General features: G+C 46.3%; 17 protein-coding genes. 7 read left to right on the top strand and 10 right to left on the bottom strand.

All coding sequences use genetic code 11. The features are described from left to right. The first annotated feature begins 6 nt into the window (after positions 1-6). Complete coding sequence (locus R3D00_27645) at positions 7-1,299, top strand: pitrilysin family protein (GenBank protein MEZ4776980.1); 1,293 nt, start codon at positions 7-9, stop codon at positions 1,297-1,299. Between the two features lie 15 nt (positions 1,300-1,314). On the opposite strand, the gene R3D00_27650 is transcribed toward R3D00_27645, so the two are convergent. Continuing rightward, the gene (locus R3D00_27650; GenBank protein ID MEZ4776981.1) at positions 1,315-2,484 is read right to left on the bottom strand and encodes a hypothetical protein; all 1,170 of its coding nucleotides are present in this window, start codon (positions 2,482-2,484) and stop codon (positions 1,315-1,317) included. A gap of 189 nt (positions 2,485-2,673) precedes the next feature. Next, positions 2,674-3,732, bottom strand: coding sequence for an SH3 domain-containing protein (locus R3D00_27655; protein ID MEZ4776982.1), 1,059 nt, complete (start codon positions 3,730-3,732; stop codon positions 2,674-2,676). 257 nt (positions 3,733-3,989) lie between these two features. On the opposite strand from R3D00_27655, the gene R3D00_27660 reads away from it, so the two are divergent. Continuing rightward, the gene (locus R3D00_27660) at positions 3,990-4,349 is read left to right on the top strand and encodes a hypothetical protein (GenBank protein ID MEZ4776983.1); all 360 of its coding nucleotides are present in this window, start codon (positions 3,990-3,992) and stop codon (positions 4,347-4,349) included. Positions 4,350-4,505: 156 nt separating this feature from the next. On the opposite strand, the gene argH is transcribed toward R3D00_27660, so the two are convergent. The 8 genes from argH to R3D00_27700 are packed head-to-tail and all read right to left on the bottom strand — an operon-like array spanning position 4,506 to position 12,652. Beyond that, positions 4,506-5,837 (bottom strand): argininosuccinate lyase, encoded by a 1,332-nt coding sequence (argH, locus tag R3D00_27665; protein MEZ4776984.1) that lies wholly within the window; start codon positions 5,835-5,837, stop codon positions 4,506-4,508. Positions 5,838-5,862: 25 nt separating this feature from the next. Then, a complete protein-coding gene (locus R3D00_27670; protein MEZ4776985.1) occupies positions 5,863-6,930 on the bottom strand; it encodes a M20 family metallo-hydrolase in 1,068 nt (355 codons plus the stop codon). 2 nt (positions 6,931-6,932) lie between these two features. Next, the gene (argB, locus tag R3D00_27675; GenBank protein ID MEZ4776986.1) at positions 6,933-7,715 is read right to left on the bottom strand and encodes an acetylglutamate kinase; all 783 of its coding nucleotides are present in this window, start codon (positions 7,713-7,715) and stop codon (positions 6,933-6,935) included. A gap of 9 nt (positions 7,716-7,724) precedes the next feature. After that, entirely contained in the window at positions 7,725-8,675 is a 951-nt protein-coding gene (locus R3D00_27680; protein MEZ4776987.1) for an N-acetylornithine carbamoyltransferase, read from the bottom strand. A gap of 18 nt (positions 8,676-8,693) precedes the next feature. Next, complete coding sequence (locus R3D00_27685) at positions 8,694-9,833, bottom strand: aminotransferase class III-fold pyridoxal phosphate-dependent enzyme (protein MEZ4776988.1); 1,140 nt, start codon at positions 9,831-9,833, stop codon at positions 8,694-8,696. Positions 9,834-9,893: 60 nt separating this feature from the next. After that, positions 9,894-10,859, bottom strand: a complete 966-nt coding sequence (gene argC / locus R3D00_27690) for an N-acetyl-gamma-glutamyl-phosphate reductase (protein MEZ4776989.1) — start codon at positions 10,857-10,859, stop codon at positions 9,894-9,896. Positions 10,860-10,865: 6 nt separating this feature from the next. Continuing rightward, positions 10,866-12,059 (bottom strand): argininosuccinate synthase, encoded by a 1,194-nt coding sequence (locus R3D00_27695; GenBank protein ID MEZ4776990.1) that lies wholly within the window; start codon positions 12,057-12,059, stop codon positions 10,866-10,868. Next, a complete protein-coding gene (locus R3D00_27700; protein MEZ4776991.1) occupies positions 12,056-12,652 on the bottom strand; it encodes a GNAT family N-acetyltransferase in 597 nt (198 codons plus the stop codon). The genes R3D00_27695 and R3D00_27700 overlap by 4 nt, the downstream gene beginning before the upstream one ends. Before the next feature lie 306 nt (positions 12,653-12,958). Between R3D00_27700 and dtd the strand changes: the two genes are divergently transcribed. The 5 genes from dtd (at position 12,959) to R3D00_27725 (ending at position 16,417) form a co-directional block, all read left to right on the top strand. Next, entirely contained in the window at positions 12,959-13,408 is a 450-nt protein-coding gene (dtd, locus tag R3D00_27705) for a D-aminoacyl-tRNA deacylase (protein MEZ4776992.1), read from the top strand. A gap of 102 nt (positions 13,409-13,510) precedes the next feature. Next, positions 13,511-14,803 (top strand): hypothetical protein, encoded by a 1,293-nt coding sequence (locus tag R3D00_27710; protein ID MEZ4776993.1) that lies wholly within the window; start codon positions 13,511-13,513, stop codon positions 14,801-14,803. Further along, on the top strand, positions 14,800-15,135 hold the full coding sequence (locus tag R3D00_27715) for a nucleotide pyrophosphohydrolase (protein ID MEZ4776994.1): 336 nt from the start codon (positions 14,800-14,802) through the stop codon (positions 15,133-15,135). The genes R3D00_27710 and R3D00_27715 overlap by 4 nt, the downstream gene beginning before the upstream one ends. Positions 15,136-15,152: 17 nt before the next feature. Next, positions 15,153-15,776, top strand: a complete 624-nt coding sequence (locus R3D00_27720; GenBank protein ID MEZ4776995.1) for a DinB family protein — start codon at positions 15,153-15,155, stop codon at positions 15,774-15,776. A 116-nt stretch (positions 15,777-15,892) separates the two neighbouring features. Continuing rightward, the gene (locus R3D00_27725) at positions 15,893-16,417 is read left to right on the top strand and encodes a hypothetical protein (GenBank protein ID MEZ4776996.1); all 525 of its coding nucleotides are present in this window, start codon (positions 15,893-15,895) and stop codon (positions 16,415-16,417) included. Position 16,418: the final 1 nt, after the last annotated feature.

Genomic DNA, 16,418 nt, shown 5'->3' on the forward strand with positions numbered 1-16,418 from the left:
AGATACATGCTTGACCGCTCAACCCCACCGGCTGCACAACCACTCAAAAATGTTTCCCTGCCTGATTTTCACAGGCACACGCTGTCCAATGGTATCCCGGTATATATCATGCCTTTTGGTACGCTGGAAATTGTAGAGATTCAGGTGGTTTTTAAAGCCGGACAGTCCTATCAGCCTAAAACAGGTATAGCAAGTTTTACTGCCCGAAATATGCCTGAAGGCACAAAATCGTATTCGAGCCTTTCGCTTGCACAGACACTTGACGCCTACGGTGCCTGGCTAAACCATGAGTCAGATGATGAAGGGGTATCTTTTTCCTTAGCTACGCTTTCCCGGCATCTGGGAAACACCCTTCCATTGCTGCATGAAGTAATTACTGCACCACTTTTTTTGGCTGAAGAATTTGACAAAATGAAGGAGCGGACCCTTCAGCAGATGCAGGTCAATGCGCAAAAAACAAGCAATATCGCACGGCGTTATTTCGACGAATTGCTATTCGGAAAAGATCATCCCTACGGGATGTATTTTGGAGAAGAAGCCCTAAAGGAAATTACCCTTCCGGAGCTCATCCAATATCACCACAACTATTTATACCCCGGCAATTTTTCAATCATTGCCAGTGGGCGTTTTGATGAAAAAAATGTCCTGAACCAATTAGAGGAAAACTTTGGCGGACTGATACTCAGGCCGGCTTTGAGTGAAATCTCCCGTGCCGCGAGAAAAGCGCCTGACGCACCGGTGGGAAGACAATTCTTCGAAAAAAAGGGAATGCAGGCCACTCTCCGTATGGGCTATCGGACAGTTCCTTTTTCGCACCCTGACTACTACCCCATGCAAGTCGTAAATACTATACTTGGCGGATATTTTGGCTCCAGGCTTATGAAGAATATTCGCGAGGAAAAGGGGTACACCTACGGCATCTACTCAGGGTGGGTAGGCAATAAATATGATGGCTATTTTGTCGTGCAAAGTGATGTCGGCAATCAATACATTACGCCAACCATTCAGGAAGTAAAAGCAGAAATGCGCAAGCTATCGGAAGAAGGGGTAACCGAAGACGAGCTCCAATTGGTCAGCAACTATCTTTTAGGGAAAAGTATAGGCCAACGGGAAACGCCCTTTCAGATGGGAGATCTTGTCCGGTATTCCATTATCAATGATATCCCTTTCAAAGAGCTCGACCGCAAATTTGAAGTGATCCAGAATATCACTACGAATGAAATTCAGGAACTGGCCAACAAATACCTGAAACCTGACCACATGCTGGAAGTCGTCGTGGGGGAAATGCCTGCTGAGTAACAGAGACGCGGAGGACTACAGACTTCCGCCTTTGGGATAAGAAATCGTAGCTGCAGGCGCATTTTTCGCCTGGCTTACGCCAAATACCTTTTCTATGACCTCTGGCCCAAGTCCGATTACATTAGGGTTATTTTCCCTCAGTCGGGCGATAATCTCCAGTTGTATAGTATAATCAGTCCCCGGTACCTGTAGCAAAACCATACTGCCGATTGGCAGGGTTTTGTGGTAGGCGTAATAGATATTTTTTGCCTTTTTGTTTACCACAGGTTGAATGGAACCCGTTTCATATACCCGCTGATAAGATCGGCCGGTCTGCATATCGATTACTTCTTTGATGACGAGTCCGGTCTGGCTATTATCTCTGGTTACATTGGGCCCACCGGTTGTTCCGTCATCGACAAAAACATCCTCCCCTCCCTGCCAGGGATCAGGAGTATTAAGAGGCCTTGCCTGCGGTGTAGCAGCAGGTTGGGTGGCGGCAGGTTGGGTGGCAGGGACCTGTCCGGGAGAAGTCAAAGTAGTAGCATACGTGCCATTGATTGCGGCATCAAGGATGGCAGCCATACCCGGACTGATACGCCCACGCGTTTCGCTTATTTTACGAAGCGCTGACCGGCGGTCACTGGCGTTGCGGTTCTCCATGGCGTTTGCCAGCAGAGAAGCCGTCTCTATATCAGCATCTTCTACGCTGATCCGGTTGTAACCTTCGATCCAGCCGTTTCGCTCTTTGTATTGACTGGTCAACCGGATCCATCCTTCCCTGAAATCGCTGAGTATCGCAATCTCTCCTGCTCCGAAAAAACTATTGGTGCGGGAGGAAAGAGTAGCTGGCTTGTCATAGATTACCGCACTTTCCATAATGACAACCACTCCGCCATTCCTTACCACAAACGACTCTTCTACCCATCCGGTATTGCCGTCTTTGGTTTTTACCCATATATAATTATGATTTTCACCGCGCACAAAAGCCTCTTTACCCAGGTGTTGTAATTCCTCGGTAAATAAGACCGTACCAACCTGGCGGCTTCCGCGACCAGGGCTTTCCAGCAGAAGCGTGGATTTCCAGGCACAAATAGAAGTTTCACCCGCATAGGTGTTTTCATAAAAAATCCCGTCCTGGCTAAATCCGGTAAGGGAAAATAATACGATGAGCAGGCTGGTAAAAATCTGTTTAATGCAGGGCATATCAGTTACTGTATGTGTTTGCTTTATAAAAATGGCTTCTTTCATTATGAAAACTAAAAATAAGATGTTTTAGTACCTAAAACAAAATATTTTTACAATTATACTAAAAATAAATAATTTGAAAAAGCCTGATTATGTTTTGATTATAACCAGTGTCTTACACCAAAACTTTGGGTAAATCAGTTCTGCTTATCTCAGATATTCTATGATAGCTTCACCCGGATCAGTCCTGCCAAAAACAGTCTGCAAACACGCCCGGGATAACCCGATAATGGCTGGATTGTCTTTACGCAGCCGATTGACAATTTCCAACTCCACAAAACCTGAGTTGTCAGGGAAATGCAGCTGGATTTTACTCCCGATAGGCAGCGTTTTGTGGTAGGCAAAATAAATCGTACGGGGGTTTTGAGGTCCGAGTACTTCATAGACTTTGCCTGTTTCTGTTATCCGCGTTCGCATTTTTCCGGTTTTGGGGTCAAATACTTCTTCGGTTCCTGCGCTTCGATAAACGCCCTCGCCGCTTGAAGTTGCTGCTTCCAGGCTCCGTGTTCTGGTGCCGGTAGTTGATTGCCCCAGATCTGCGAGGGTGCGGTTATTTTTCGTCTCTCCCTCATATCGGGCAAGAATGAGGTCATACATCTCTGTGCGGCTGTTACCCGCCAGCGCCAGCAATTCCTCCAAAAGGGTTTTGCGCATGGCTGAAGAAGGCTCTTCATCCACTCTGTGCATAAGCGTGGCCAGCTCAATATCTGCAGGCTCTACACTTACTTTCTCCAACCCTTCAATCCAACCCGTTTTTTCCCGGTTACGGGATACCAACTTTACCCATTGGCCTACCACATCTTCCATAATGACAATTTCTCCCGGCAGAAAAAAATCCATGGTCACCGTCGAAATGGTGTTGGGCCGCCGATATACACGCCCCTCCGCCAATACAACAGCTGCGCCTCCCTCCGGTACAAAAAGGAACTCATTCACCCAGCCAACCTTTCCATCGGCACCGCGCACTTTGAGGTAGTTGTTTTTTTCCAAAGCTACATACGCCTCTTCACCAAGGCTGGAAGCTTCTTCGCCAAACTGCATCACCGCAACAATAGCCGCCCGCTTGTCAGGTTCACTAAAAACCGGTGATTCGCTCCAGACACAAACCATTCGGCCAGGCTGAGGATTCAAAAAGTTGTAAACCTGCGCAGGGCATACCCCGTAAAAAAGGGTGAATAGCAAGAGAAGAATAAAATGATTTTTCACAATTATTTGATTATTAGCCACTTGTGCAATCTTTTCTAATCTTTAACGATTAACAATGTATAAAATTGGGCGCCAAATACCCAGCCAGGAATTTTGGTCAGATAGTATAGTTTTTCAGAAGGATTGTTTTGTAATTTTTCAGGAAAAATGTTAACATTGTATGTAACGAGCCTAAAACTGTCTAATGCCAGGCACATACAGAATTTATAGTGAGGAATAAAATTTTTGAACCGATCTACCATAAAATTCAAGTGCGTATGAAAACGTCTGTAAAACCTCTCCTCTCCAAACTCAACCGTAAAGAATTGATCCGAGTTTGTAATGAGAAAATGGTCTGTGCAGCAAGAGATCTTGCAGAATTTACAAAAAATGGTATCAATGCCTCCTTTATCGTGGCACTGGCTCATAAGTGTGAGCATCTGGAAGAATCTATGGATCAGTCGTTTACCGTTTACAACCAGCCAGAATCTCAATCTACTGAGAGGGAGATTAAAGAAGCTATCAGTATGATTTGCGAGATGGGCAAACATATCTGGTCCAATGACCCGTCAAAATACAATGACTATATTCTTTCCGTATCTCAACAGGGAATACATGAAAAAAGGGCAAATGCCTGAGTTTTATACGTATAGTCATACTTCATATTGGCGGGTTTTACCCGCCTTTTTTTTTGCATTCACCCCTGCGTCCGGGGTAAAGTTCCCCCAGCCTGATGTTAGGTTAGTTTACAAATTGTCAGCACAACCTTAATATTTTCGCTTTATGTACAATTCCTAACCTATCAACCTTTCGATCGCCTGATGAAATTTGTCAAAATCAAATCCCGACAACGCGCGATCCATCTTTTTGCCGATTTCTTCTGTGCAAAGATTTCCGATACTGCCTTCATGTGTATGTGATAAGTTGCGATCTGCCTGATACGCTCCTCGGGCAATGGCTTCTCCTACCTGCTTGTAGGCCTCTCTGAATGGCAGCCCTTCCATCACCAGGCGGTTAACGGTCTCTACGCTAAACATATAGTCGTACTGTTCGCCTTCAGTAGCCATTGAATTTATAATTATTTTGCCGAGCATATAGTCCGCAATATTTATACAGGACTTGAGGTCTTCCAGCGCAGGGATAATCGTTTCTTTCACCAACTGGAGATCGCGGTGATAGCCCGAAGGCAGATTTGTAGTTATCATGCTGATTTCTCCCGGAAGGCTTTGCAACCGGTTGGTTTTTGCACGGATCAGTTCCCATACATCGGGGTTTTTCTTATGTGGCATAATACTCGACCCGGTGGTTAGTTCCTTCGGAAAAGTCAAAAACCCAAAATTCTGGCTCATATACAGGCATACATCCGCCGCCATTTTGTTTAGCGTAGTACCCAGTGAGGAAAGGGCAAATGCAAGTAATTTTTCCGTTTTCCCTCTTCCCATTTGCGCATATACGACATTATAACTCATCGTATCAAATCCCAGCAACGCGGTAGTCAATGTACGGTTTAAGGGAAAAGAAGACCCATAACCCGCCGCTGAACCCAAGGGATTCTGATTGGCAACTTTCCATGCAGCCAACAGAAAATGTACATCATCCACCAGACTTTCTGCATATGCGCCAAACCACAAACCAAAAGAAGAAGGCATAGCTACCTGAAAATGGGTATAACCCGGAAGCAGTTTGTCTTTATATGTTTCACTTAACCCCTGAAGGGTGGCAAATAATTTTCGGGCAAGATTAACCAGTACCTCAATTTCCGACAGGAAAAATAACTTAAGATCCACCAGCACCTGATCATTGCGTGAACGGCCTGCATGAACCTTCTTTCCAGCTTCCCCCAATTTCCGGGTTAACATTAGCTCGACCTGCGAGTGCACATCTTCTGTCCCCGCTTCAATAGTAAAGTTGCTGTTCTGTATTTCCCGATAAATCGCCTGCAGTTCTGCCCGCAATACAATCAACTCATCTTCCTCCAGAAGCCCGATTTCCGTGAGCATCGTGATATGCGCAATTGTACCCAGTACATCCCATGGCGCAAGGAAAATGTCCATTTCCCTGTCTTTACCTACGGTAAAGTTTTCAATGGCAGATTCTATCTGGTAACCTTTATCCCAAAGTTTCATTTTTTCGTCGGTTGAATAGGTTTATCTATAATCTCAGGTCTTTCAGCAGTGTGATATAAAGCGAGATCCCCTCCCTGATTTCTGAAAGCAAAATATACTCATCCGCAGTGTGAGACCGGGCAGAATCCCCGGGGCCTATTTTTATAGTGGGGTAAGGGATCAGCGCCTGGTCAGAAAGTGTAGGCGAACCATAGCAGGTTCTCCCCATTGATTTTCCCCGCACCACTACAGGATGTGTTTCCTCTATGCGGGAGGAATTCAGCCGGAAAGAGCGGGCTTTCACCTCGCACTTTGTGCTTCGGGCAATAATTTCAAAAACTTCCTGATTGCTATAACATTCATTTACCCTGACATCTACGACAAAGGTACACACATCGGGGACAACATTGTGCTGTGTACCGGCCTGAATTTGAGAGACCGTCATTTTTACGGGCCCAAGGAAATCGGATACTTTGTCAAACTGCCAGGTTTGAAACCACTCAATATCTGGCAGGGCTTCATAGATTGCGTTTATGCCTTCATTTCGGGCAGCATGGCCAGATTTTCCTATGGCTTTACAATCAAGCACCATCAGCCCCCGTTCTGCTACAGCAAGCTGCATTTGGGTTGGCTCACCAATAATCCCCAGATCAACCGGGCCAATTTCCCCCAATACAGAAGCAATTCCATTGGCGCCCGATATTTCCTCCTCTGCGGTAGCTGCCAGCATTAAATTGTAAGGCAGATCAGAATGTGAATAATAGTGGAGAAAGGTCGCGATCAGCGACACCAACGGACCGCCAGCATCATTGCTGCCCAGCCCTGTCAGCTTATCGCCTTCGAGTAATGGTTCAAAAGGATCTTTGGTCCAGCCAGCATTAGGTTTTACCGTATCGTGATGGGAATTGAGGAGGATAAGCGGCAATCCTTCCCTGAAATATTGGTTTCTGGCAATAATGTTGTTGCCAGATATCGTGTGAGGAATATTATGTCCGGATAAAAATCGGGAAATTAATGTAGTTGTCTCTGCTTCTTCGCGACTAAATGAAGGGGTTGCAATCAGTTGTTTCAGCAACGCTTCGGCCTGTGCGGTAAGTGAGGACAATTGCATCATTTTCAATGTATTTTTGTACCGGGATAATTGTCTGAATAAATTTCCCCCAGCGCATCAGACTGGCAGATAAAAACAGCTTTCACCCCGGCTGCCAGCGATTCAAACGCATTTTCCAGCTTGGGAATCATTCCTCCGGCAATGGTTCCTGCTTTTACATACTGGTCAAAATCGGGGCGGGTGATGGAGGAAATTACCGAATGATCATCATTGGGGTCGGCAAGTACCCCTGTACGCTCAAAACAATAAACCAGCGAAACTTCAAAAAAACGGCTCATTCCGGCAGCTACGGTTCCGGCGATGGTATCGGCATTGGTATTGAGCAATTGTCCGTTTCCATCATGAGTCAGGGGTGCCAATACGGGTACGATCCCCGCTTCGAGCAGCCAGGTAAGCCGCTCCGTATTGACAGCGGAAACATCGCCCGCCAGTCCGTAGTCAATGTCTTTGACGGGTCGTTTTACTGCCCGGATGACATCCATATCCGCGCCGGTAAGTCCTACAGCATTCATCCCCCGTTTTTGCAGCCCGGCGACCATCTGCCGGCTCATAAGGCCCCCATATACCATCATTGCAACTTCGAGCATGGCCGCATTGGTGATGCGACGTCCGTTGACCATCGGCGCCTCCACGCCCAGTTTTCCGGCAATATCCGTCGCCGCCTTTCCGCCGCCGTGTACAAGCAGTTTTGCCCCATCGATCAGGGCAAACTGATCCATCACGCCATTAAGTGCAGCGAAATCGTCGAGGACTTTGCCCCCGATTTTGACAATGGTTAGTTTCTCCATTTATTTTGGTCAAAAATTGGACTGAAGGAGCATCTGTAACACAGCCTGTGCAGCATAAACACGGTTTCCTGCCTGCGGTATAATCAGCGACCTTGGGGAGTCGATGACTGCATCTGCAACAATCACGTTGCGGCGCACAGGCAGACAATGCATAAAGTGCGCCTGATGGGTTAGCGACATTTTCGCCTCGTCCACCATCCAGGATGAGTCCAGACTCAGGATTTTCCCATAATCAGTATAGGAAGACCAGTTTTTTGCATAGACAAAATCAGCGCCTTCAAAAGCCTTTTTCTGGTTGTATTCTACTTTCACATCTCCCATAAACGAAGGCGCCAGTTCATACCCTTCGGGATGCGTAACGACCAGTTCCACCTCTGCATGAGACATCCATTCGACAAACGAATTGCCGACAGCCTGCGGCAGCGACCGGGGATGCGGCGCCCAGGTGAGCACTACTTTGGGGCGGGTTACGGTTTTATTTTCCTCTATCGTCAGCCAGTCAGCGAGTGACTGGAGCGGGTGCCGGGTAGCAGATTCAAGACTTACCACCGGCCGGCCGGTATAACGGACAAATGCTTCGAGCACTTCTTCCTGATAGTCAGCTTCACGGTCTTTGAGACCGGCAAACGTGCGTACGCCAACAATCTCACAGTATTGGCCGATGACTGCAGCTGCATCTTTGATATGCTCAGCTTTATCGCTGTTCATCACAGCGCCATCCTGAAACTCCAGTTTCCAGCCTTCCTCACCGATATTCATCACGATGACATCCAGTCCAAGGTTCTGCGCAGCGCGTTGTGTGCTCAGCCTTGTGCGAAGGCTGGAGTTAAAAAAAATCAAACCCAGGGTTTTTCCATAACCCAGGGTCTTATTTGCAAGCGGATTTTGTTTGACAGCCTGGGCGGTCTGGAGTAATTCTACCGGGTTATTAAGGTCGTATATACTGGTAAAATGCTTCATCTGAATTATAGGTTATGGCTACTGACTCACCACTTTCAACGAATTTTCAAGTGCGTCAATGAGAGCATCTGCATGAGCAGGTTGAATACACATAGGCGGCAAAAGCCGCATGACATTTGGATTGGAGGCTGAGCCGGTAAAAATACAGTGCTGGTCAAGCATATACTGCCGCAGGGGACCTGCCGGACCATGCATTTCTGCACCAATCATCAAACCCAGACCGCGGACCTCCTTCAACCCTGGCATACTTTTCAGTTTATTCATCAGATAATTGCCAGCCGTGGCCGCTTTTTCCATCAGGCCTTCGGCCTTCATCACGTCAAGAACCGCAATACCAGCGGCACAAGCTAAATGACTGCCGCCAAAGGTCGTTCCCAACATACCATGCCATGGGGTAAACTCAGGGCTAATCACTACGCCTCCTATAGGAAAACCATTCCCCATACCTTTGGCTATGGTAATCAGGTCAGGCTGGATGCCGGCATATTGATGGGCAAAAAATTTACCACTTCTTCCATAGCCAGACTGAATTTCGTCGAGAACCAGTACCGTACCATATTTTGTGCAAAGTGCTCTTGCCTGCTGAAGAAACTCGTTGGTAGGTAAATAAATCCCTCCGATCCCTTGTATCCCTTCGACGACTACTGCACAGACATTTTCAGACTTCAACGCTTCTTCCAGTCTTTCAGGATTGTTTAACGGTATTTTCACCACCTCATGGCCGGCATTAACCGGAGCAACGATTTTGGTATTGTCAGTAATGGCTACGGCAGCAGAGGTTCTGCCGTGAAATGCCTTGTCAAACATGATCACTTTTTTCCTTTTGGTATGGAAAGATGCCAGTTTGAGGGCATTTTCAATGGCTTCTGCGCCTGAGTTACAGAGAAAAAGTTGATAGTCAGGGTATCCGGAAAGTTCGCCGAGTTTGACTGCGAGTTCATCCTGCAAGGGATTCCGGATAGAGTTGGAGTAAAAACCAATTTTTTCAACCTGCTGGCGTACCATTTTCACATAATGCGGATGACTATGTCCGATAGAAATCACCGCGTGCCCACCGTAGAAGTCCAGATAACGGGTGCCGCGTTCGTCCCAGACATAACAACCCTCCGCGCGTACAGGAGCAATATTAAACAAAGGATAAACGTCGAAAAGATGCATGGCAGATGTGTTACAAGATTCTAAAAATGGGGGCGTAGGGGTAATATACTTTTCGGAGAATCAGAAAAAGGATGCTTTCAGGCGGAGGCCGCTGTTTTCGGGTAGCCCGGCCATCAGATTCATATTCTGGACAGCTTGTCCGGATGCACCTTTCAAGAGATTATCAATCATACTGATAATCAATAATTTGCCTCCGTGTTTTTCGAGATACAATATACACTTATTTGTATTAACGACTTGTTTGAGAGAAGGATTTTCACGACTCACCGTTGTAAACGGATGGTTTTGGTAGTACGATTCATACAACTCGACAGCTTCTTCCAGCGAAAGATCTGTACGGGTGTAAAGACTTGCATAGATACCTCTTGTAAAATCGCCCCTTACCGGCAGGAAGTTAATATCCGAAGCAAAATCAGGCTGAAGCCGGTAAATACTTTGCATGATTTCACCCAAATGCTGGTGGGTAAATGGCTTATAAATAGAGATATTATTACTTCTCCAGCTAAAATGTGAAGTCGACTGAAGCGTCTGTCCTGCTCCTGTAGAACCAGTAATTGCGTGGACATGTACTTCTTCGTCCATCAGTTGCCCGGCTGCCAGTGGCAGAAGCCCTAACTGAATCGCGGTGGCAAAACAACCCGGATTGGCAATATGTGTGGCTTCACGAATCACCGGCCGGTTTAGCTCCGGAAGACCATACACAAAATCGTGATCATCTTCTCTGATGCGAAAGTCAGTACTCAGGTCTATGATAAATACGGATTCGGGAACGTGATTTTCTGCAAGCCATTTTCGGGACATCCCATGACCGGAGCACAAAAATAAGACATCAATGTCCATATCTGCCTCATCGGTAAATACGAGATCAGTTTCTCCGGCCAGGTCGTTATGAACAGCGGCCACTGGTTTTCCCGTGTGGCTGCTGCTCAAAACCCAGGCAATGACCGCTTCCGGATGCCATATCAGTATGCGGATCAATTCACCTGCCGTATAACCGGCGCCACCAATAATGCCTATACGCAGCATGGTCATCTATTTTTTCTCGTGGATCATCTGAAACAGCTTGCCAGAGTTCGCCAGAATCTGGGTAAAACCTTTAACATCTTCTCCCGTCCAGGCATTGTTCATTTCCCCATAAGTGCCAAACTTAGCCGACATCATATCATATTGGGATTTAATTCCCAGCGGTTGAAATCTGTAAGGCGTAAGTTTTACCTGTACTTTACCGGTCACATGTGCCTGTGTATCTTCGAGGAAAACCTCAATATTGCGCATTACCGGCTCAAGAAACTGCCCTTCGTGGAGAAGCATACCATACCAGTTGCCCAGCTGCTCTTTCCAGTACTGCTGCCATTTGGTCAGCACATGCTTTTCCAGAAGGTGGTGCGACTTAATGATGATCATTGGTGCAGCAGCTTCAAAGCCTACTCTTCCTTTGATTCCGATAATCGTATCTCCTACGTGAATATCCCGGCCTACGGCAAATGGTTTGGCAAGTAACTCCAGCGCGCGAATGGCTTCTACAGGGTGATCATAACGCTGTCCTTCCACCTCTGTCAACTGCCCTTTCTCAAACCCCAGTTCAATGATTTTCTCGCCGGTATCTTCCAGTTGGGTAGGATAGGCAGATTCAGGCAGATAATCCCAGGAGTTGAGGGTTTCTTTTCCGCCGACGCTGGTTCCCCAAAGCCCTTTATTGATGGAGTATTGAGCTTTTTTCCACTCCATTTCCACCCCTTTTTCCTTCAGATATTCGATTTCAGCTTCACGGGAAAGTTTCAGATCTCGGATCGGCGTAATGATTTCGATTTCCGGAGCGAGAATCGTAAAAATCAGGTCAAACCGCACCTGGTCATTTCCCGCACCAGTACTGCCATGAGCAATGTACTTTGCACCAACTTTTCGGGCATAGTCCACAATCGCCACCGCCTGAAATACCCTTTCTGCGCTTACAGAAAGGGGATATGTATTATTTTTGAGCGTATTGCCATATACCAGAAACCGGATGCATTTTTCGTAATAATTTTTTACCTCATCCAGCGTCGTGTGGCTTTTGACCCCAAGGTAATAAGCTTTCTGCTCAATCATCTCAAGATCTGAGGGCGTAAAACCCCCCGTATCGACAATGGCTGAATGCACTTCCAGCCCTTTTTCTTCTTTGAGATATTTGACACAGAAGGAGGTATCCAAACCTCCGGAAAAAGCTAAAACAACTTTATTATTCATGGACTTTGAGGTTCTGGGAGAAATATATGTTCTCTTTGAGGCTTATTCACTTTTTTTTTGTTTTCCCATTCGGGATCAAACAACATTCCTGTACAAAGGCACATTTTCCGGTTTTGACGGTTTAGAATGTCATAATTGGGGCAACTCTGGCATCCATTCCAGAAAGCATCATCAGTAGTAAGCTCTGAAAATGTGACTGGTTTGTATCCGAGATCTGAATTAATTTTCATCACTGCCAGACTGGTAGTAATACCGAAGATTTTCGCTTCGGGATATCGCTGGCGCGAAAGATCAAATACCTGCTCTTTAATCATCCGGGCAAGGCCCAGATTGCGGTATTCGGGGGCAACAATCAGGCCTGAGTTGGCAACGTATTTATCATGGCTCCAGGTTTCTATATAGCAAAACCCGGCCAGACTTCCGTCAACCAAAGCGATAACAGCTTTCCCCTCCAGCATTTTTTTTGCCACATATTCCGGCTGGCGTCTTGCGATGCCGGTTCCACGGGCCTTAGCGGCGGTAGCCATCATTTCGCAAATATCTTCTGCGAATTTCAGGTGTTGTACGTCAGCAATAATAACTTGAATATCCATGTACGGGTGATTATCAGATAATCGGTTAAGTTTGTTTATTTACAAAATAAAAACCACGGTACTCAGAATGGTACTTCAGATTTGCTCCGGTTTTTTGGAGTAAATTGTGTACAATGACGCAACAGGTGATATGGAAAATATTAGGCCAGGACGGCCCTAATCCGACTCCGTTCAGTCCTTAAGGACTCCGGAAAGGAAATGGTAAAGGGGTGATATGTAATATTCGTCTTCACAATCGGGGCAAAGATAGAAAACGGATTTATATATTTCCTAATGATTATATACAATTTTGAAAAATTGTTAACTATGCGTGCGATACTACAACGAGTTTCATCGGCAAAGGTTGTAATTGATGAAAAAATATCTGGAGAAATTGCCTCCGGACTACTGGTTTTACTGGGCATCACCCATGACGATACTGATGCTGATATAGGGTGGATGATAAAAAAAATCACTCAACTCCGTATCTTCAACGACGACCAGGAAAAGATGAACCTGTCTGTACAGGATATTGGGGGCGATTTGCTGGTGGTTTCACAGTTTACCTTATTCGCCAATTCGAAAAAAGGCAACCGCCCCTCCTACATCGATTCTGCACCGCCTGACGTGGCAATTCCTTTATATGAAAAATTTCTTGAGATGCTCAGGACAACCTTCACCGGAAAAGTGGAAACCGGTGAGTTTGGGGCTTCCATGCGCGTCTCATTGGTCAACGAAGGCCCGGTAACCATCATCCTTGATTCGAAAGAAAAGTAGAAATCGCCTGGCAGCCGGGTAGCTTTCAGGAAGAATATGTGGAACTGGCGAAACATACTTAGCAGAAAATATGCCCTGCCCTTTATCATAGGGACAGGCCTTATGCTTCGGTTCCTGTATGGAAAATGGATCTATCACGACCTGCTCGCTAGCGTCGCCGGAGAATACTACGATGCGGCTGTCCACATCGTCCGGGGAAACTTCTGCCAAACCCGCCTCTCACCCGGAATGATCTGGCTTACGGCTTTATGGCTCCGAATTCTTGGTATTTCTCCGCTCTCTGTCATCATCGGAATGGCCGGCATATATGGGCTCTTTGTGTGGCAAACAGATCGCCTGCTGAGATACCTGGGAATGCGTTCCGTCACCAACCTTTTTCACCTCATATTTGCTATATACCCGGCCTTTATCCATGCTTCTGTTTCGCCCGTCCCTGACCTCCCCATAGCCGTTGGTTTGCTCGCAATCGCAAACTACCTCTGGCAGATTTATCATAAGGAAAAAACCGCGCTTGCAGATCTTCTCGGCCTGGGGACCATGCTGGGCTTAACATTCCTCTTTTCAGGGGGAGTTATCTGGGTTTTTCCGGTAATTGCGGGTTTTCTGATCTGGAAATACCAAAGTGCATTAATAAACGCCATGATCCCCCTTCTCGTAAGCCTGGTGATCATGGGAGGCTGGGAAATCTCAGCAAATCATTGTGCGAAAAGATGGGTTTGGGGGAATGATACTACAGGTGAAGATTTTTTCACCGGGAATAATGCGTTCACACCACTTTACCGAACCTGGTGGCTGGATACCGAAAATGAATCCAACAACCCATACTACCAGCGGTATTATCATCTCCGGGAGGAAATCATTTCGCTTCCGCCCGAAGAACGTCAGGCTGGCTATTTTGCAAAAGCCTGGGAGCATATACGGAGCCGCCCTGATCTTTTTCTGATCAGAACCGCCAACCGGATCCGCTGTTTTTTTGCCTTTGATACTTTGCCTGGAAAAGGCTGGACAACGGGTTTTTCGCCACTTATGGTTGTTTTTGCAGGGCTTAATACCATTTGCTACACATTCCTCTCGCTGCTCGCCATCTGGGGTATCGTGGGAAGAGGCTCTCCGATAAATAAGCCTTTACGCATGACTATGTTGCTGATGATTCCTGCTTTCGGGATTCCACACTTCCTTACCTTCTCTTTGCCGGCACTCCATCTCCCGATTATGCCTTTTCTGGGACTTTTTGCAGCAGTAGCATTGGTCAGGGAAACGCCCCGGCTATTTTCGCTGAAGGGGTTGTCCAAAAGATCGCGCCCGTTTGTTTACCTCATGTTTCTGTCTTTTCTTTATATTCAGGTGGAATGGATCGCACAGATGATAGACAGATATATCGGGCAATCATTATGACTTTAAAAGAAGCACAAAAAACCGTTGATGACTGGATCAAAAACTACGGGGTCAGGTATTTTTCCGAACTGACCAATATGGCTATGCTCACGGAGGAAGTTGGCGAAGTGGCCAGGATTATCGCTCGCCAGTACGGAGATCAGTCTTTCAAAAAATCTGACCGGGAGGTGAATCTGGCAGACGAAATGGCCGACGTTTTATTTGTCCTCATCTGTCTGGCAAACCAGACCGGCGTGGACCTGGAAACTGCGCTTCAGAAAAACCTGGACAAAAAAACGCAAAGGGACAGCGAAAGGCATAAAAATAATGAGAAGCTCCAGGACAGATCATAAATAATAAACCAACCGCTATGAAAAGAAGATCAGTTCTGGGTTTTATTGGCCTGAGTCCGCTTGTTTCCTGGTTGCCTGAGCTGACGGCAAACCGAAAAATCACGGAAACCCTGCGAAATCGCTGGGAGAAAGGAAAAGAATATACGCTGGCCGTTTTTGACGCTATGCCGGAGGATTTTTTGGAGTTTAGCCCTACAAAAGAAGAAATGTCTTTTGCACAGCACTTTATCCACCTGGGCTTCTGGAATAACCTCTACCTCGGCATGATTACAGATCAGGCAGATTATGATCCTCAAAAACCTTTGTTTGACGCAAAATATCTAATCGCCAGGCCAGATAATATTAACCTGTTCGGCCCTCAGCCTTTGCAACAGATTGATGGACGGAATAATAAATCCCTTATCAGAGACTATCTCAATCAAACATTTGATTTTGTCATCCAGGCTCTGTCAAAAATTGATGATAATAAACTAAGCAAAGGCCGGGAAGACCCAAAGCCCGATGCATTTAAAGGGCATACCAACCTGGATATGATTTTGCGGGGCGAAGCACATACTGCCCATCACAGGGCACAGGCAATTGTTTACCTGCGTCTGAAAGGAGTTACCCCCCCAAGTTATGCACAGTATAATATTCTATAAGCCCTTTCATTATTGTGAACATTAAAAAGGGAATTTCCACCTTAAAAAAATTTCGGCATGACATAACAAAAAATCCCGGAAAGTTCTGTAAGTTAGATGTATAAATCATGGCTTATATGAACCGTTATCTTGCTGTTTTTTTTATCGGAATTTTCTTTTCTGCTTCCCTCCATGCCCAGGCACCCAGATTTGCAAAATTTGGCGTGATGGGGTCGGGAGCTTCGCTGTATATGCCGGAAGAACCGCTATGGGAGCTTTCTTACTCTGAAGATAGCAGCGAGGTTTACACTACCGAAGTATTATCTGACTCTGTACTCTATGGCGCGATTGTCGTAAAATTTGGGGAAAGCCTGGGAGATGACCCAGAAGTATGGGAAAATGTACTTGTATCCTATCTGGAATTTTTGAACACTGAAGCCTTTGAATTTACCTCCGTCACTGATCCTGGATATGGGCATACCCTTGAGTCTCACCCCACAGCACGTGGAGTACTCGAATACGGCGAAGACGAAGACGGAACGCAGTTTGCCATAAAAGGCTGGGTAGACGATCAATTCCTGGCCATTCTGTATACCGGTTACCCGGAAGAGATGAATTACAACGTCCAGCAGATGTTTTTGCAGGGATTTCGTTTTCCCTGAT

The sequence above is a fragment of the Bacteroidia bacterium genome, from assembly GCA_041391665.1.
In the GTDB taxonomy this organism is placed as follows: Bacteria; Bacteroidota; Bacteroidia; order J057; family J057; genus JAGQVA01.